Genomic DNA, 17,012 nt, shown 5'->3' on the forward strand with positions numbered 1-17,012 from the left:
CCGCAAGCTGAAGCAGTAGGGCGGGCCGGCAGGAACCCGGGACGGGGGGGCCGGTGGGCGGCCGCCTCCAGGAACGTACGGAGCCGTTGGGCGAAGGCGGAGCCGGACATCGGCAAATCCATTTCCGGTTCGCGCAGATACGGACCCTTGAAGCACGATGTCGGCAGGGGCAGATGAGGTGTGACCGGCGCGGTATACGGGTGACGGAATACCGGCAAGCTGGTGGGCCCCGACGCCCTGGGGACCCCCGAGTGGTGCGCTGCCCCTGCCTTCCGTCCACACGCCGTCCACCGCCTCATTCAGCCCTGGAGGGTGGCGAGCCAGTCGGTCAGCAGGCGGTTGACCTCGTCGGGGCGCTCCTGCTGGATCCAGTGGCCGCAGCCTTCCAGCAGGTGGGAGGCGGTCAGGCCGGGGAGGGTGGTGGGGTAGGCGTCGATGGCGTCGGACATCCAGGTGGTCGAGGCGTCCCGGGTGCCGCCGATAAACAGGGACGGCTGCTTGATCGGGGCTCCGCGGTGGGGGGCGAGGTCTTCCCAGTCGCGGTCCATGTTGCGGTAGCGGTTGAGGGCGCCGGTCAGGCCGGTGCGCTCGAACTCCCCGGCGTAGACGTCAAGGTCGTCCTCGGTCAACCAGGCCGGCAGGACCCCCGTGGGGAAGCGGTCGCGCAACCGCCCGCCGCCGCCGCGGGTGATGAAGTGCGGGTCGGGTTCGTCCTGGGCGGGCATGGTGTCGGCGGACAGGGCGGCGTAGAAGCCCGCGAGCCAGCCGCGGGCGTCGGGCTCGATCTCCGCCTCGGCGCGGCCGGGTTTTTGGAAGTAGGAGACGTAGAACTCCTGCTCGGGACCGCCGATCTGGCCAAAGATCTCGGTGGGGCGGGGGCCGCCGGGCGGCGCGTAGGGGACGCTCAGCAGACCGACGGCGCGGAAGACTCCGGGGTGGAGCAGCGCGCCGGCGGCGGCGATGCTGGAGCCCCAGTCGTGGCCGACGATCACCGCGTCCTTTTCGCCGAGGGCGCGCACGACGGCGACGTTGTCCTCCACCAGGTCGAGCATCCGGTAGGCGGCGGCCGCTTCCGGCTTGGAGGAGCGGCCGTAACCGCGCACGTCGATCGCCACCGCCCGGTAGCCGGCCGCGGCGAGGGCCGGGAGCTGGCGGCGCCAGGAGTACCAGGACTCGGGGAAACCGTGCACGAGCAGGACCAGCGGGCCGGTGCCCTGTTCGACCAGGTGCAGGCGCCCGGCCGGAGCCTTAACGGTGCGGTGGCGCAATGCGGCAGACGACTCGGACTGCATGGACTTCTCCTCGGTTCGCGACGACGCGGCTGCCCATCGATCATGCGGCGCAGCACCCGCCCAACGCGATCACCCTTGCCATTCTGGCAACCTTGCAGGACAGAGCGGTGAAGCGGCAGGGCACGAAGGAGCGTGGAAGGTGGCAGTCAAGGATGTGGACGGCACGCTGGCCGCGATGGGGCCCCGGTTGCGGGCCGCACGCGAGCGCCACGGCGCGACGCTCGCCGGTGTCAGCTGCGCGACCGGTATCTCGCCCAGCACGCTGTCACGGATCGAGACCGGCCGACGCACGCCCACGCTGGAGGTTCTGCTGCAGTTGTCGAAGGAGTACGGCGTCTCCCTGGACGAGCTGGCCGGCTCAGCACCCTCCCCCACGGCCGAGCGGCGCGCTACGGCGCCGCTCGGCTTCGGCGACGACAAGGCGGTGTTGCCGTTGACCCGGTACGTCGGCGGCCTGCACGCCCACAAGCACGTCCTGCCCGCCCTCGAGGACCCGCCCGCGCGGCCCCGTCAGGTCTCCCACGACGGCTACGAGTGGTTGTGCGTCCTGTACGGACGCCTGTGGCTCGCGCTCGGCGACCACGACCTCGTCCTGACCCCTGGGGACGTTGCCGAGTTCGACACCCGCACTCCGCACGGGGTGGCGAACTCCAGCCCCGGCGGTCCGGTCGAGTACCTGATCATGTTCGGACCGCAGGGCGAGCGCCTACGGCCGCGCACCTCTCCACCCGCTGCTCGCGGGGCTGGTGACAGACGGGCTGCGGGTGAGCGGCTGGGGCAAGCCGCGTTGCCTTGTCGCTGACAACCGCGCTGCTTCGTTCGGTCTCCATCCCCACGTCATCCCGCTTCGCCGGTGGTGGCAACGACTGACCTTTGGCTCACCGAACCGGATGAGGACGCTGATGTGTGGTCGCAGCGCCTCCTCACCCAGCCCCGCCTACGACCCGGGCCCAGCGCACGAGACGGCGTGGGGGCGCCGATGCTGCCTGCGGTGAGGCCAGTACGTGTCCCGGCCTGTGTCCAGGACCATCACCACGAGGATGTGGGACCCACCCCGCTGCCACGGTGCTCCCTGGTCGCAGCCCTGACGGCTTTCGTCCGCAGCCTCCCCGCGGAGCTGCGGGCGGCGCCCCGTCCTGCCCGGGCAGCCGAGCCCCCGGCGGGCGCACAGCGTTGGCCTGCGTGGCCGGGAGGGGATGCGTGTGCCAGTTCCGCGCCAGCCTCCCCCTCTCTCGCGGGACTGCGCGCATCGCCGCAGGGAACAGCGATCGTGAGTTCAACTCGGAGATTCTTTGTTCGCCGCTAATCCGGTTGATTCCCCTTGAGGTTTTTCACGTACAGGAATGCGGCCCCGTAGATGCAAACAAGCAAGACAAGGAGACCCCAGCCTCCCCCGCTCCCGGTGGCGATCAGAAATATCGATAGAAGCACACCGATAACAAAGAAGGCGGTGGAAAATTGCATCCACCTATGGACTCCTGCGCGCTGCTCAACGGACCATCCGGTTCGGGGCATGGGTGACTCTCCTTGCTGGCTGGCCGAGGACCGGGCTCACGGCTCCCGGCCCTCGGCTGAGGGTGTGTCAGTCGCCACTGACCAGATTTGATGCGATGTGGCCGGCGCTCCACCCCATCGCGTAGCACTCCACAGAGGCCGCCAAGGAACCACCACGCGTGGCGGGTGCTGTCACAGTTGCGACACTGGCGCAGGCGGTGAAGGTCAGGCCGCCTGCCACTACACCGCTGACGTAACCCCACAAGCCCTGTGTATCACCTTGAGCCACATGTGCTGCGCCGGTGATCACGTCACCGACCGGTCCCCGCGCGTCCGTCAGGCCGCCGAGGCTGACCAGCCCCTGGGGATCGGGGCGGATGGCGGGGTCACCCTCGGTGTAGAGGTAAAGGTGCTTCTCCTGGCCGGAGGGGCCGGGCCGGATAAGGCGGCCCAGAGTGGGGTCGTAGCAGCGGGCGCCGAGGTGGTAAACGCCCGTGGGGTCTTTGTAGCCGGCGGCAGAGCGGTAGGGCTGCGGGGTCTTTTCCGTGGCCGTGCGGTCGGCACCCCGGGGGGCGTAGGTGTAACTGCGAACCTTCGTGCCGGTGCTATCGGTGAGCGCGGTGCCAGCGCCAAGCACGTCAGTGAGGTAGTACAGCGAACTGGCTCCATTCGTCATGGAGTTGAGGGTTCCCAGGGGTTCGCGGCTGAATCCCATGCCCACGCCGCCGGGGCCACAGGGAACGCAGGAAGCCGCTGCTGTGTCTTTCCCCGCGGTGCGGGGACGCGGCCCCGCACCGCGGGTGTCCGGTTCACTGCCACCCCTGCGAGCACAGCCGGCATCGAGCACTGTGACCAACATGCGTTAACAGCATGGAATGGTGTCGCCCTTAGATGTGGCTGAACATCCCGTTGCGTAGAGGAGGGCTCGTAGAGCGCGAAGCAGGGTGTCGGCGGCTCAGCGGTCATCCGCCGCGAGACGTCCAGGCAGCGGTGTCGGGGCCCGCCTGGGGGCCACGCGTCACTCCATGCGATCCCGGGCCGTGCGGAGCAGGCCGGTGGCGGAGGCGACGGTGACCTGGGACCCGCTGATGCGGCTGCCGTAGCCAGTGATACGCAGGCAGTGGCCGTGGTACGGGCCCCCGACGACGATGCGCCCCTGGTCGTCGAGCTTGTAAGCCTCGGCGTCGATCTCCGGCGCGGGCTGTGCTGTGGGCGGGGAACACAGTACTCCGGACGTGTCCGACCTGAAGGAAACCGTCCAGAAGTCCTTGGCGGTGTCCGGCGGGCGGTAACGGCACTCGTACCCGGTCGACTCCTGCGAATCGGCCGCCACGAGCGCGATGCCGACCGACTTCTCCACCACTGCCTTGGGCAGGATGTCGCAGGGGCGTTTCCAGGAGACTGGCGTCTCGGCGCCGTCTCCTCCCCCGCACCCGGCCAGCACCAGCAGCGCGCCCGTCGCCCATATGCTCATCCGGCGGCCGGTCATGACGCCGCGGGTCTCGAACGGCGGTGCGCACAGGCGGTGTTGCGGAGTTGGATCGCCATAACGTCCCTGCTTCTCGTTCCGTGCCCTCTGCTCGCGCTGATTCTCTTCGGCACCCCTGACAACGGTCAAGATCCGGCCCTGGGCCGCGTCCAGCGCCGTGCCGGGCACGCAGGAACCGGAATCACGCCGACCGGGGAAGGCGGGTCAAGTGCGTCGGTCCGGAGCTTCACGGCGCCGGCCGGCCGTGGCGCCGGTGGTGGTCACACGGTGGTACGGGGACCCGCGGCGCGACGGAGCCGGTTGGCGATCGCCAGTCCCAGCCCCTCCTCCGTCGGCAAGGACGCGACGATGACGTCGCAGCCCTTCTGGTCGAGTTCGCGCAGGGACGCGTACAGGCCGCGCGCGTGGGCGGCCATCGAGACGGGGACCTCCACCACGGCGTGCGCCTTCACGGGCGCCCCGGCGAAGGCGGCGGGAAGGAAGACGCCCACCCGGTGTCCCAGGCCGACAGCGTTTTCCGCCTCGGCGATGACCTTCTCAGGCTCGACGAGGACGACCCGCGCCCTCGGTGCGTAGTGGGACGGATGTTGTCCCGGCACGCGGACGCCGCTGGTCGCCGGGACGGTGAGGGGGTGGCCCAGCACCGCTTCGAGGTCCTCGCGGGCCACCCCTCCGGGCCGGAGGATGGCGGGGGTGTCACCGGTGACGTCGACGATGGTGGACTCGACGCCGACCTCACAGCGGCCGCCGTCCAGCACGAAGTCCACGGCGTCACCGAGTTCGGCACGGACGTCGTCCGCGGTGGTGGGACTGACGGAGCCGAAGCGGTTGGCGGACGGGGCCGTGATGCCGCCGCCGAACGCCTCCAGCAGCGCGAGGGCCAGCGGATGGTCCGGCACACGCACAGCTACCGTCTCCAGACCACCGGTCGCCTCCAGCGGCACACGGGCACCGCGCCGCAGGACCAGCGTGAGCGGTCCGGGCCAGAAGTGCTCGGCCAGCAGGCGGGCCGCCTCAGGCACATCCTTCACCCACGCGTCCAGCTGTTCCGCGCCGGCGATGTGGACGATCAGAGGGTGGGAGGCAGGGCGGCCTTTGACCTGGAAGATCCGCGAGACGGCGGCGGGGTCCTCGGCATTGGCGCCCAGACCGTAGACGGTCTCGGTCGGAAGGGCCACCAGGCCGCCGGCGCGCAGCACGGCGGCCGCCTGGTCGATGTCGATTGCGCTCACCCTCCCCATCCTAGGCGGGTCGGGGACCGGCCTCGTTCATGATCGAACCAGGGGAGGCAGCCGCACCGGGTGTCGCGGTGCGTGCGCGGCGTCGTCGAGCCCGCACCCGCCAAGGGCAGCCCCGCGGGGCGGTGCGGACCAGCTCCTGCCCGCAAGGCCCCGCCGGAGCTCCGCTCCGGGCCCCCCGCCTCGCGGGCGGCCCGGAGCGGTCCCGCCGGAACCGGGGGGATCAGCGCTTGGTCGACAGGAGCATGACCAGGACATTGCGGATGTCCCGGATGTTGCGGAACGTACGGCCGCCCACGGTCCGCGGCTGCGGCTGTTCGCCCCGGAGCAGCTGGCGGGTGAAGCCCGTCAGCGCGCTCCAGTCGTTCTCCAGCGCGATGTTGTCGGTGGACTGGCGGCCGCGGTCGCCGCCGTCCGGCATCGCGCTGAGGATGCTTTCGTACACCGGCCGGAAACGGGCCGCCTCGGACGTCGCGGTCACCATGGTGAGTGCGGCCGTGGCCACCCTCCGGTTGTCCGCCGTGCCCGACCTGTTCGCGAAGTCGTAGAGGTCGTTCAACTGGGAGACGAGCGTGGAACGTTCGAAGGTGAGATGAGCGCGGTCGACGGACGAGTTGGCTTCGAGGTGCCCCTGCTGCGTTCCGTACCGGCCGTTGAACGGCAGGATGCGCGAGGAGCGGCCCATCTGGCGGCCGAGGTCGAAGTCGTCGAACTGCACCACGTCCCCGCCCTCGACCGAGAAGCCACGCAGGTAGAGGTTGTCGGCCGTGTAGTGGAGGCTGACATAGCGGTTCCCCGGGAGCTGCACGCGCAGCGTCACGATGTCGGGGCTCGCGCTGGTCTCCAGCAGCGTCGGGTCGGCTGGGAGGTGGTGGCCGACCGCTGTGCGCAGTCCGGCGATGACGCGGCCGTAGGTGGTGCGGACCGAGGCGTCGTCGGTCTGGGTGAGGTCCCAGATGTACGGTGCCTGGATCGCCTGGGGCCCCACCGCGGCGGCGGCCGTCGCCACAGAGGCGTGTCCGTCGGCGGCCTGCGCGGCGGGCGCCACGCCGGTGAGCAGGGCGGCGGTGAGCAGGAGAGCGGGTATTTCCTTGCGCATGGTGTTCCTTACGAGAGGGAGGGCGTCGAAGGGGCCGCCCTGGGGCGGCCGGCCGGTCAGGCCGTGCGGATCCGGAAGGTGACCTGCGCGTTCTTGCCGCCGCCGCCCGACTGGTCGCACGCGAACCCGGTGGGCACGTTGCAGGTGTAGCTGTTGCCGCCGGAGAACGGGTTGTTCCAGCTGATCGAGACGATGCCGCCTTCCGACATCATGTAGGAGGCCCGTCCCTCGGTGCCGGTCATGAAGCCGGAGGACTCGCTCTTCCAGGAGCCGCTGGCGCCGGGGTTGATGAGCGAGGCCGGCAGGGAGTTGTCGCTCCAGACGCCGTGCGACAGGCTCGCCCCGGTCCGCACGAGCGCACGGCCGGAGTCGTTCAGCAGGTTGACAGCGGTGCTGCGCACGGGGGTGGCGGCGGCGACGGCGGATGCCTTCAGCGTCGCGGGGCCGCCCGTGAGGGTGATGCGGACGGTGGCGTTGTTGCCGCTGCCACCGCTGATCGAGCACTGGTAGCCGGACGGTGCGTCGCACCAGTAGCCGTTGCGGCCGGAGTACGGGTTGTTCCAGTGCATTCGCACCTCGTCCGCGGTGCCCGCGATCCGGTAGTTGGTGTATCCCTCGGTGCCGGTGAGCATTCCGCAGGAGTGGCTGCCCCAGGAGGGGCTGGTGTGCTTGGCCACGTAGTCGGGCGGGAGGTTGTCGTCGTCCCAGCAGCCGTGGGAGAGGCTGGAGTAGGTGCGGATCAGCTGCTGGTTGGTGCTGTTGCTGAAGGCCACGCCCACGCTGCGGGCGGAGGACGCGCTGACGTCGGCGGACGCGCCGGCGCCAGCGGACACCGAGGAGGTGGCGGGGGCGGCGGTCGCGGCCTGCGCGGCCGGGGCCAGGCTCGCACCGGCACCGGCGAGAGCGGTCACGGCCAAGGCCAGGGTCCGCAGGCGGGCGGGACGGCGGGTGGGACGGGGGGAGCGTACGAACATGGTCGACATGCCTTCCGAGGAGAGGATTGGGGGGCGCCGCAGTCGGGCGGGGCGCCGGCCGGGCCGACGTGCCGCGCTGACGGGCGGCCGCCGGGCCGGCCGGGTGACCGGCCCGGCCCGGGGATCAGTTCACGTAGTACAGGTCGAACTCGTCGCGCCCGTTGTCCACGCACTCGTAGCGGCTGAACAGCCCCATGCCGACACTGAGCGAACCCGCCGCGCGGCAGGAGTCGTACGTCTTGTAGTGCCCGCCGAAGTAGCGGTAGTCGGCCGCCTGCGCGGACTGGGCGGCGGCGCCGCCGAGCAGGAGGGCTGCCAGGAGCAGGGATCCGGTAGCGGTCGTTCTCATGCGCATGAGCCAGGTCCACCGTTCGGTGTGAGCCGCGTGCGGCTGTGGCTGTCAGGGACGTGACGAGCCTTTCGCTGCCCGTCGACGTTTCACCGACGTACCGCTGACGCTTCGCTCACGCCCGCCGCTTCCCCTCCCCCGCCCTGGCCGCCAGCGCCGCACGGCGCTCGGCGTATTCCCCGGCGCCGGTGATCCGCGAGAGCAGTTCCAGGGCCTGCCCGGCCGTATCGTCGAGCCCGTGCGCCTCCGCCTGCCCCGCCGACTCCTCCAGCTCCGCCAGCGCCTCGGCGATGCGCCCGAGGTCCCACAGAGCCTGCCCGCTCTGCAGGTGCAGCCACGCCCGCCCGACGACCTCCTCCTCACCAGTGAGCGTCAACGCGTGCCGAACGTGGGCCAGCGCCTGCTCGGGGCGCCCGCCATCGAGGGCGAACCTGGCGAGATGCTGCAGGGCCAGCCGCTGGGTCGGCAGATGGCCGCAGCGGACCGCGAGCGCCAGCGCGCGCAGACACTGGGTACGCGCGGGCCGGGACTCTCCCGCCCGGGCGTAGGCCATGCCGAGGTTGATCCGGGCCGTCGCCTCGGAGACCGGATGGGTGGCCATCGCGGGCGCTGGCTCCAGGCAGCTCAGGGCCTCGGGCAGCCGGCCCTGCTCGATCAAGAGCCAGCCGAGCAGCGCGCGGACACGCGACTCGCCGTCCGCCCCGGCCGCGTGGGGGTCGCGCCGCACGGAGTCGAGCGCGTCGGTGAGCAGGGGGCACCACTCGTCGCGCGGGCGCAGGACCATCAGCGGCCACTGCAGGATCCCCAGCCGCCAGGCCTGGGCGTGCAGGTGCTCGGCACGCGCCGCGGTGACCGTCCGGGCGAGCAGTTCACGCTGATCGGCGTACCAGTCCAGGGCCTGGGACCGGGAGGTGAACTCCGCGTGGGAGGACGGCAGCCAGGTTCCCGGCGGCAGGACGCAGCACGCCTGGGAACCCGGTTCGGCTGTCTCGGTGGCGGCCAGGCAGGTGTGCAGCAGCAGGTCCACCAGCCGCCGCAGCGCACTGTCCGTGCCCGGCCCGGCCGGGGCCCCGTCCGCCCCCTCCCCTGCGGTGCGGGCGTACAGGCGGACCAGGTCGTGCAGGGACCAGTCGCCGTCGCGCCCCTCCACCACGAGGTGGGCGCCGGCCAGGGCGTCGAGCGCGCACAGCGCGGCCTCCTGGGTGGTACCGGCCAGGGCGGCCGCCGCGTGGAGGTCGATGCGCCCGCCCGGGTGCGACGTGAGGGCGTACAGCATCCGGCGGTCCTCGGGCGCGACGTGCCGCAGGGAGGCGCCGAGCGCGGCGCGCGGCCCTTGGTCGTCGACGGACAGGAGGGCCAGTCTCCGGTTGCCGTCCAGGAGTTGTGCGGCCATCCGTTCCAGGGAGGCGTCCGGCTGGTAGGCGAGGCGGGCCGCCACCACGCGCAGGGCCAGTGGCAGTCCGCCGCACAGTCCGGCCAGACGGCGGGCGGCGCCGGGCTCGGCGGCGACGCGCCGCGCTCCGAGTACGGAGACCAGCAGCGCCGTGGAGTCGCCGTCGTCCAGGACGTCGACCGGTACGGGCCGGGCGCTCTCGGAGACGACGAGGCCCCCCAGCCGGTCCCGCGAGGTGACCAGCGTGACGCAGCCGGCTCCGGCGGGCAGCAGCGGGCGTACCTGCGCGGAGGAGCCCGCGTCGTCGAGTACCACCAGGAGGCGGCGGTCCGCGGTCAGCTGGCGGTAGAGCACGGCGGCGCCCTCCGCCGAGTCCGGGACGTGCTCGGGGGCGACGCCCAGGCGTCGCAAGAACTTCTGGAGCACGAGGTCGCCGTCCGCCGGGCCGCGTGCCCCGAAGCCGCCCAGTTCGGCGAAGAGCAGGCCGTCGGGGAAGCGGTCGGCGTTCTGGTGGGCCCAGTGCACGGTGAGTGCGGTCTTGCCGACGCCCGCGGGGCCGGTGACCAGGCACACCGGTGATTCCTCCGCGATCAAGGCGTCCAGCCGGGCGAGTTGGGCGGCACGGCCGGTGAAGCCGCCCGGGGGCCGCGGCAGGGCGCCCCGGCCGGTGTGGGCACCGGGGAGGGACATCATCGCTGCGGCGGATGGCGGCTCGGCCGGAGCCGGAGGCTGGGAACGCGCCGCTGGGGACGGGGCGTCGGGGCCCGCCGCGGGCGCCGGGGTCTTGGGTGGCGGGGACGAGGGCTCGGGACGCGGCGCCGGGGACGGGGGCTCGGGTAGCGATGACGAGGGATCGGGACACGGCGCCGGGGACGGGGGCTCGGGTAGCGATGACGAGGGATCGGGACACGGCGCCGGTGACGGGGGCTCGGGTAGCGATGACGAGGGATCGGGACACGGCGCCGGTGACGGGGGCTCGGGTAGCGATGACGAGGACTCGGGACACGGCGCCGGGGCCGGGGGCTCGGGTAGCGATGACGAGGGATCGGGACACGGCGCCGGGGCCGGGGTTTCAGGGCACGATGTCGGGACTACGGGACGCGTGGGCGGGGACGGGGTTTCGAAGCGCGCCTCCGCAACTGCGGGCCTCACGCGCGCCGCCTGCGCCGAGGTCTCAGCGCGCGCCGCCCGGGCCGGTCGCTCGCGGGGCGGGGGCGGCGGCTCGTCGCGCAGCACCTCTTCGAATGCCCGGGCGAGCCGGGGGCCGGGGCACACGCCCAGCTCCTCGGCGAGCAGTCTGCGCGTGTGGTGGTATCGCTCCACGGCCTGGGCCCGGTGGCCCGACCGGTGCAGGGCCAGGACCAGCGCGGCGGCCAGCGATTCGCGCAGCGGGTAGGCGGCCGTCTCGGCGCTCAGCTCGGCCGCCGCCCGCTCGTGCCGGCCCAGCCGGGCATACCCCTCCGCCAATTGCTCCACCGCGCCGACGCGCTCCTCCTCCAGCGCGCGGGCCGCGTCCAGCAGCAGGGGGCCGGCGGTGGTCCCCGTGAGGGCGGGGCCCTGCCACAGCGCCAGCGCCTGGTGTAGCAGACGCACCGCCTCGGCGGCGTCCGGCAGGGCACTGGCCCGGCGCACCAGCTCCTTGAAGCGTGCACTGTCCACCTTGACGGGCGGGGTACGCAGTTCATAGGCACCGGTGTGGGTGATCAGGTCCACGCCGTGTGCGGCACCGCCGGCCTCCGCGATGAGGGCGCGCAACTGGGAGACGTGGCCTTGGACGACCGAGCGCGCCCGAGCCGGTGGCTCGCCCTCCCACAGCGCCTTGCCCAGGGCGGTGAGGAGAACGGGCCGGTTGGGCAGCAACAGCAGGGCGGCCAGCAGACTGCACCGCTTGGGCGGGCCGAGCGCCAGCCCGCCCGACTCCGTGTCGATCCCCACCGTCCCCAACAGCCTGAACTCCACCGCGCCTCCTCCGTGCTTGCCTGCAACCCGAAGAGGACAGGGAGTGACCGGAGGTTGTCACAGAGCGAGAACCCGCCGCATCCCTGGCTGAAAACGGCCAGGTCAGCCTGTCGCCTCAGTCCCCGGCCCGGGCGCGGCCCTCGGGCGGGATCAGGCCTGCGGCGGCCGCCCTGGCGCCGGAAGGCTATGGGGCACCGGTCCGCAACCGCCACACCACCCCGTTGGTCACCTGCCGATGATCCGGCCACGGACGCCCTCGCCCGTCAGCACCCAGCAACAGCGGCGCTATCCGCTCCCACGTCGAATCCGTCGTCCAGGAATGAAGCGGTAGGGCCGAAAGATCCGAACCAGCACCGGGAATCAGGCCGCGACGAGTTCCTGCACGCGGTCCGGCGTCTTGACCTTGGGCTTCCTGTTCGGCAGCGAGAGCCGGAAGACCTTGTGCCACGCGGAGAACACCTGCTTGGGCAGCGGCCCGGTGACGTAGTCCAGCTCGTACTTCTCGAACAGCGCGCGCACCTTCACCGCGACCTCGGCGTACCGGTTGCTCGGCAGGTCCGGGAACAGGTGGTGCTCGATCTGGTGTGACAGGTTGCCGGTCATGAAGTGCATGGCCTTGCTGCCGCTGATGTTCGCCGAACCCATCATCTGGCGCAGGTACCACTGGCCGCGCGTCTCGCGCTCAATCGACCGGCGCTCGAAGACCTGCACGCCCTCGGGGAAGTGCCCGCACATGATCACCGAGTGGGACCAGATGTTGCGGACCAGGTTCGCGGTGAACGTGGCGGCGAGCGTATTGAGGAACGAGGGGCCCGACAGCAGTGGGTGGATCACGTAGTCCTTGAGCACCTGCTTGCGGATCTTACGGCCGACGGCTTTGGCCCGCGCACGGAACTCCGGGTCCTTGCGGCGGTGCTTGTCCAGGTTGTCGCCGAGCTCAAGGTCGTAGGCGGCGATGCCGTACTCGAAGAAGCAGGCGTTGAGGAAGTTCCACAACGGCTGGCCGAGGTGGAGCGGGTGCCACTCCTGGTCCTCGTCGACGCGCATGATGCCGTAACCGAGGTCGTTGTCCTTGCCGATCACGTTGGTGTACGTGTGGTGCAGCTCGTTGTGCGAGTGCTTCCACTGCTCGGCCGGCGAGACGTGATCCCAGTCCCAGGTGGTGGAGTGGATCTTCGGGTCCCGCATCCAGTCCCACTGGCCGTGCAGGACATTGTGGCCGATCTCCATGTTGTCCATGATCTTCGCCACGGACAGACCGGCGGTGCCGAGCAGCCACGCGGGCGGGAACTTGGAGAACAGCAGCACGCCCCTGCTGGCCAGCTCGAGCTTGCGCTGCGCGGAGATGACCTTGCGGATGTAGGCGGCGTCTTTCTCACCGCGGCTTGCGATCACCTCGTCGCGGATCGCGTCCAGCTCGCGGCCCAGCTCCTCGATCTGCTCCGCGGTCAGGTGGGCAGTGGGGTCGATGGCGGTCAAAGTGCTCCTACCGTTCGATGTCGCAGGGGCCCGCCGCAGCGGACACGCATGTCTGGATGAGGACGCCCGGCTCTGCCTCGGTGATCTCGCCGGTGCGCAGGTCGCGGACGGCCCCCGCCTTGAGCGGTGTGACGCAGCCGTAGCAGATGCCCATGCGGCACCCGGAAGGCATGAGCACGCCGGCCTCCTCGCCGACGTCCAGCAACGGCGTGGCGCCGTCCGCGTCGACGGTCTTGCCGGTGGTGCGGAAGGTGACCTCGCCGCCGCTGTCCCCCGAGACGACGATGCTGGGGCGGAAGCGTTCGGTGTGCAGGCGCTTTTGGACGCCGTGCTCGATCCAGTGCGCCTCGGCGGTGTCGAGCATGCCCGCGGGCCCGCAAGCCCAGGTCTCCCGCTCGGCCCAGTCGGGCACGAGCTCGTCGAGGCGGGCGATGTCGAGCATGCCGTCCGTGTCGGTGTGCAGCTCGGTGAGGCGCAGCTTCTTGTCCGCGACCAGGTCGTGCAGCTCGTTGCGGAAGATCACGTCTTGTGGCTGCGGTGCGGAGTGGACCATGACGACGTCGTCGAACTCGGTGTCGCGCAGCATGCCCATCACCGGTGTGATGCCGCTGCCGGCCGTCAGACAGAGCACCTTGGCGGGTGTGGCCTCCGGCAGCACGAAGTCACCGGTCGCCTGGTCGAGGTGGATCAGCGTGCCCGGTTTCGCCCTGCGGACCAGGTGGTTGCTGACCTTGCCGCCCGGGATCGCCTTCACGGTGATCGTGACGCGGCCGTCCCGGCGGTCCGTGGGCGAGGTGAGCGAGTAGGCACGCCACAGGCGTACCCCGTCGACGTCGACCCCGATCCGCACATACTGACCAGCCGTGTGGCCGCGCCACCCCCGCCCCGGTCTGATCACGAGGGTCGCGGCCTCACCCGTTTCGGGGTGCACGGCCTCGATGCGCCCGCGCAGTTCAGCGCCCGCACGCAGCGGGCTGAACAGGTCGAGGTAGTCCGACGGCAGCAGCGGCGTCGTGACCATCTCCAGAAGTTTCCACGCCCTGCCGCGGAGGGCTGCACTCGTCATGACTCCACCTTGATGCGCCTCAGGGCGTAAAGTCCTGTCCGAAGGACGTGAATCTGTTCGGCTGAATTGTTCGCAGGAAACAAATCATGAACCATGCTATCCGGAGAGCCAGCGAACTGACCCTGGATGAGACGACGGTCACCGCGCTGCGGGCCGCGCTGAAGACCACCGCCGACGAGGTCGTCCAGGCGATCATCGATGAGGTTCCTTCCTATGCCAACGCCCTTTCGGGCCGCATGGGCGGCATCATCCGCCGCGCCGTACGTACGGCCCTGGGGCATTACCTGGACCTCGCGAGCGGCAATGCCACAGGTGGCGACGCCGGTGACGCAGCCTACGAGCTGGGCCGCGGCGAGGTCCGCGAGGGCCGTTCGATGGACGCCCTGCTCAGCGCCTACCGCGTCGGCGCCCGCGTGGCCTGGCGGTGCCTGGCCACGGGTGCCGTACCCGCGGGGCTGCCCGCCGCCGAGGTCGCCAAGTTCGCCGAGCTGACCTTCGCCTACATCGACGAGCTCTCCGCCGCGAGCGCCGCGGGTCACGCCGACGAGCTGGCCGCCCAGGGCCGGGCCCACGAGCGCCACCTGGAACACCTGGCCCGCGACCTCCTCGCCGACGCGAGCCCGGACGTGCTGAGGGCCTCCGCGCAACGGGCCGGGTGGCATCCTCCGGTGTCGCTGACCGCGGTGCTGCTGCCCGCCGCTCAGGCTCGGCCTGCCTACCGCACGCTCAACCCCAACACGCTCGTTCTCGACGATCTGCCGGACGCCTGGGGCGTGCTACTGGTCCCCGATGCCGACCGGGCACATCTCCTGAGACAGCTGAACCACCGCGCCGCCGTCGTCGGCCCGCCCCGGCCATGGACGCGTGCGTCCGCCTCGTACGCACGAGCCGTACGCGCACGCTCCCTCTCCTCCGACATCCGCGACACGGAGGACCACCTGCCCGAGCTGGTACTGAGCGCCGACGCGGAGGCGTATGCAGACCTGCGTGCCCGAGCCCTCGCACCCCTGCGGACCTTGCCTGCCGCGACAGCGCGGCGGCTGGAGGAGACATTGCGGGCGTGGCTGCTGCACCAGGGCAGGCGGGAGGAGGTGGCAACGGCATTGTTCGTCCATCCCCAGACCGTCCGGTACCGGATGTCACAGCTGCGAGAGCTGTTTCCGGAACTCGCATCGCCGCACCGCGTCCTTGAGCTGACGCTTGCCCTCGGTCTCCAGGTCAGCTGACGCATGCCCCGACGTCCACGACCCTGTCCGGAGCGGCGAACGTGCCCTCATTTCGCTGCGGAGCGCACCTGCCACAGCACGTTCCAGGGCGCAGTGCCGTCACGGCGGATGTGCGTGCTGTCCCAGCCGTCCTGAACGAGGGGGGTGGCGATGGCGAGCGAGCCTTGCCCGAGGAATCGTCCCAGCGGACGCCGCATCCTTCGCCGCGTCGTGTCTGTCCAGTCGGCCGGGCTAGGTGCCCTTCTGGTGATGGGCGGGTCTGGTGTACGACTCGCCAGTTGCGACGACCCGTCCCAGGTCGTGATGGGTTGCCGAACGCCTATTCCTTGAACCGGGTGGGCGGCCGCAGCCAGGTTGGACGGGTTTGGCCGCACGCGCTGGCGTCAGGGTCTGAGCGTGCAGGTTTCTGGACCCGGTCCACAAGGGGATCGTGGTCACCCGCCAGTGTGCCGCCGGCCGCGCGGTCCGGGCCGGTTCGCCGGCGGTAGCAGTGGCTTAACCGCTCTGTTCTGGTGAGCTGAAACGACCAGCCTGGCCCTGCTGGCCAGGGTCAGAAGCAGGGCCAGGGCCAGGGCACTATCACCGCTGATAGCGGCCTGGCTCAACCCGCAGGGCCGGACCTGGGAGACTAGGGATCATGAACGACCGTCGACCACTCTCGCTGCCCGCCTTCTCCGAGCCCGCTTCCGACGCTCCCGTACCCGCCCAGGCGGGTGGGCGCCGACTGATGCCGGTCGAGCAGGGCGCCGACTTCCGCCAGCCGCCCGGCGAGCCCGAGCCCGCACCCTCCCCGGCCCGACGCCCGCTCGCCCCCGCCGACCCCACCTTCTCGGACCCGGACCGTCCTATCTGAGCGCTACCACCACGGGTCGCGCCCCGTCCAGGACCAGCTCACCGCCCAGCCCCACCGCCCCGGTGTGCCATCTGGACAGTGGTCGTAGTCGGCCGGGCTCCCGCCTCGGATACCGTGTCCCTCTACGGGGTGCCATAACGGATGTGACGCCCCCCACCGGAGGTAGTCAGCGTATGAGTTCAAAGCGCAGCAAGAATCCAGCCCTGCCCGTACTTGACGACGCATTCCGGCTCGAGTCGGTCAAGAACGCCGAAGAGTCAACCCGTGACTTGGCCGCGCGGCTGGCCACCACCGAGCTGCGCCGCGTCTCCCACCCCGGCCGGATCACCTGGGAGCCCATCGAACAGGCCGAGCCCGTACCGGTCCCGCCGACTGTGGTCGACGGTGACGGGGACCTGTGGCTGCGGGACCGGGGCACTGGCACCTGGACCATGCCCGAGTTCAACCCGAAGGAATTCCCGGCCCGCTGTGGCGAGGTTCTGACGTGGAACGAGCTTGCCCGCGAGTTCGGCCCGCTTACCGCACTGGCCGACGACCGCCGCATCGGCGGCGGCGGCGGCCGACGCTGACTGCGCAGCCTTCCGGGATGACCGCGCCCCTGAAGCGCCCGTCACGGTAGCTGGGAGCTCCAGCTACCCGCCGAGCTCACATTGGGGCCACGCCCCCACGCACCGATCAGTGACGCAGCGTGGCCGGTCCACAGAACCTGAGCCTGAACCCGTTCTCGTGAACAGAGCCAGACGCCCTCTCACCGAGCACGATGGGAGCGGCGGGCGGGACCGCTAAACGATGCGCGCCTTCGTGGGGCGGAGGCACGTTGTGGGATCCCCTTGCCTCCTCCCCCAGGGGGTAGTGCACCGGACGTGCGGAGACAAAGACCTCAGATCCTTGTTCCCGCACGTCCGAGGCGCTCGCGGCATGCTTGGTGGCCGGTCGGCCAGCCCACCCCGGCCAGACGTCCCGCCGGAGGAGAACGCTGGTCTAGCGCAGCGCCCAGCCCTGGTATCGGTTGCCGGGGTTGCAGCCCTCTTCGTGGAAGAGGTAGGGGCGCCCATTTCCTTCGTCCAGGCAGGACCGCACGCCGAAGTTGAAGAACTGGTA

Annotated in this window: 14 protein-coding genes and 1 pseudogene; 4 read left to right on the top strand and 11 right to left on the bottom strand. The window is 71.1% G+C overall.

Annotated features, from left to right (window positions below):
• Positions 1-299: 299 nt before the first annotated feature.
• Complete coding sequence (locus ABZ404_RS32485; RefSeq protein ID WP_358836201.1) at positions 300-1,292, bottom strand: alpha/beta hydrolase; 993 nt, start codon at positions 1,290-1,292, stop codon at positions 300-302.
• Between the two features lie 139 nt (positions 1,293-1,431).
• On the opposite strand from ABZ404_RS32485, the gene ABZ404_RS32490 reads away from it, so the two are divergent.
• Complete coding sequence (locus ABZ404_RS32490) at positions 1,432-2,094, top strand: helix-turn-helix domain-containing protein (RefSeq protein ID WP_358991186.1); 663 nt, start codon at positions 1,432-1,434, stop codon at positions 2,092-2,094.
• A gap of 780 nt (positions 2,095-2,874) precedes the next feature.
• Here ABZ404_RS32490 and ABZ404_RS32495 read toward each other — a convergent pair.
• The 10 genes and pseudogenes from ABZ404_RS32495 to ABZ404_RS32540 form a co-directional block, all read right to left on the bottom strand.
• Entirely contained in the window at positions 2,875-3,462 is a 588-nt protein-coding gene (locus ABZ404_RS32495; protein WP_358836203.1) for an RHS repeat-associated core domain-containing protein, read from the bottom strand.
• 342 nt (positions 3,463-3,804) lie between these two features.
• Complete coding sequence (locus ABZ404_RS32500) at positions 3,805-4,443, bottom strand: hypothetical protein (protein WP_358836204.1); 639 nt, start codon at positions 4,441-4,443, stop codon at positions 3,805-3,807.
• Between the two features lie 92 nt (positions 4,444-4,535).
• Positions 4,536-5,516 carry an L-threonylcarbamoyladenylate synthase gene (locus tag ABZ404_RS32505; protein WP_358836205.1) on the bottom strand — a complete coding sequence of 327 codons (981 nt, stop codon included), beginning with the start codon at positions 5,514-5,516 and terminating at the stop codon, positions 4,536-4,538.
• 220 nt (positions 5,517-5,736) lie between these two features.
• Positions 5,737-6,612, bottom strand: coding sequence for a ribosome-inactivating family protein (locus ABZ404_RS32510; RefSeq protein WP_358991189.1), 876 nt, complete (start codon positions 6,610-6,612; stop codon positions 5,737-5,739).
• Positions 6,613-6,668: 56 nt separating this feature from the next.
• Entirely contained in the window at positions 6,669-7,586 is a 918-nt protein-coding gene (locus ABZ404_RS32515; RefSeq protein ID WP_358991190.1) for a Crystal protein ET79, read from the bottom strand.
• A 124-nt stretch (positions 7,587-7,710) separates the two neighbouring features.
• Complete coding sequence (locus ABZ404_RS32520) at positions 7,711-7,935, bottom strand: hypothetical protein (protein ID WP_358991193.1); 225 nt, start codon at positions 7,933-7,935, stop codon at positions 7,711-7,713.
• A 115-nt stretch (positions 7,936-8,050) separates the two neighbouring features.
• Complete coding sequence (locus ABZ404_RS32525) at positions 8,051-11,287, bottom strand: BTAD domain-containing putative transcriptional regulator (RefSeq protein ID WP_358991195.1); 3,237 nt, start codon at positions 11,285-11,287, stop codon at positions 8,051-8,053.
• A 187-nt stretch (positions 11,288-11,474) separates the two neighbouring features.
• A pseudogene (locus ABZ404_RS32530) lies at positions 11,475-11,648 on the bottom strand (transposase); the annotation flags it as partial.
• Positions 11,648-12,766, bottom strand: coding sequence for an acyl-CoA desaturase (locus tag ABZ404_RS32535; protein WP_358831147.1), 1,119 nt, complete (start codon positions 12,764-12,766; stop codon positions 11,648-11,650). The gene ABZ404_RS32535 and the pseudogene ABZ404_RS32530, both read right to left, overlap by 1 nt.
• Positions 12,767-12,773: 7 nt before the next feature.
• The gene (locus tag ABZ404_RS32540) at positions 12,774-13,832 is read right to left on the bottom strand and encodes a ferredoxin reductase (protein ID WP_358831148.1); all 1,059 of its coding nucleotides are present in this window, start codon (positions 13,830-13,832) and stop codon (positions 12,774-12,776) included.
• An 86-nt stretch (positions 13,833-13,918) separates the two neighbouring features.
• On the opposite strand from ABZ404_RS32540, the gene ABZ404_RS32545 reads away from it, so the two are divergent.
• From ABZ404_RS32545 to ABZ404_RS32555, 3 genes are all read left to right on the top strand, one after another.
• A complete protein-coding gene (locus ABZ404_RS32545) occupies positions 13,919-15,058 on the top strand; it encodes a helix-turn-helix domain-containing protein (RefSeq protein ID WP_358831149.1) in 1,140 nt (379 codons plus the stop codon).
• A gap of 637 nt (positions 15,059-15,695) precedes the next feature.
• Positions 15,696-15,911, top strand: a complete 216-nt coding sequence (locus ABZ404_RS32550) for a hypothetical protein (RefSeq protein WP_358831150.1) — start codon at positions 15,696-15,698, stop codon at positions 15,909-15,911.
• Positions 15,912-16,084: 173 nt separating this feature from the next.
• Positions 16,085-16,480, top strand: a complete 396-nt coding sequence (locus ABZ404_RS32555) for a hypothetical protein (protein WP_358831151.1) — start codon at positions 16,085-16,087, stop codon at positions 16,478-16,480.
• Positions 16,481-17,012: the final 532 nt, after the last annotated feature.

Origin of the sequence: Streptomyces sp. NPDC005878, assembly GCF_040629815.1 — a bacterium.
Taxonomy (GTDB): domain Bacteria; phylum Actinomycetota; class Actinomycetes; order Streptomycetales; family Streptomycetaceae; genus Streptomyces.

Bases quoted from the DNA above. Each gene is read 5' to 3' on its own strand.
- ABZ404_RS32550 (WP_358831150.1), top strand. From the start codon at position 15,696: ATGAACGACCGTCGACCACTCTCGCTGCCCGCCTTCTCCGAGCCCGCT.
- ABZ404_RS32495 (WP_358836203.1), bottom strand. From the start codon at position 3,462: ATGACGAATGGAGCCAGTTCGCTGTACTACCTCACTGACGTGCTTGGC.
- ABZ404_RS32545 (WP_358831149.1), top strand. From the start codon at position 13,919: ATGAACCATGCTATCCGGAGAGCCAGCGAACTGACCCTGGATGAGACG.
- ABZ404_RS32515 (WP_358991190.1), bottom strand. From the start codon at position 7,586: ATGTTCGTACGCTCCCCCCGTCCCACCCGCCGTCCCGCCCGCCTGCGG.
- ABZ404_RS32520 (WP_358991193.1), bottom strand. From the start codon at position 7,935: ATGAGAACGACCGCTACCGGATCCCTGCTCCTGGCAGCCCTCCTGCTC.
- ABZ404_RS32510 (WP_358991189.1), bottom strand. From the start codon at position 6,612: ATGCGCAAGGAAATACCCGCTCTCCTGCTCACCGCCGCCCTGCTCACC.
- ABZ404_RS32540 (WP_358831148.1), bottom strand. From the start codon at position 13,832: ATGACGAGTGCAGCCCTCCGCGGCAGGGCGTGGAAACTTCTGGAGATG.
- ABZ404_RS32555 (WP_358831151.1), top strand. From the start codon at position 16,085: ATGAGTTCAAAGCGCAGCAAGAATCCAGCCCTGCCCGTACTTGACGAC.
- ABZ404_RS32485 (WP_358836201.1), bottom strand. From the start codon at position 1,292: ATGCAGTCCGAGTCGTCTGCCGCATTGCGCCACCGCACCGTTAAGGCT.
- ABZ404_RS32505 (WP_358836205.1), bottom strand. From the start codon at position 5,516: ATGGGGAGGGTGAGCGCAATCGACATCGACCAGGCGGCCGCCGTGCTG.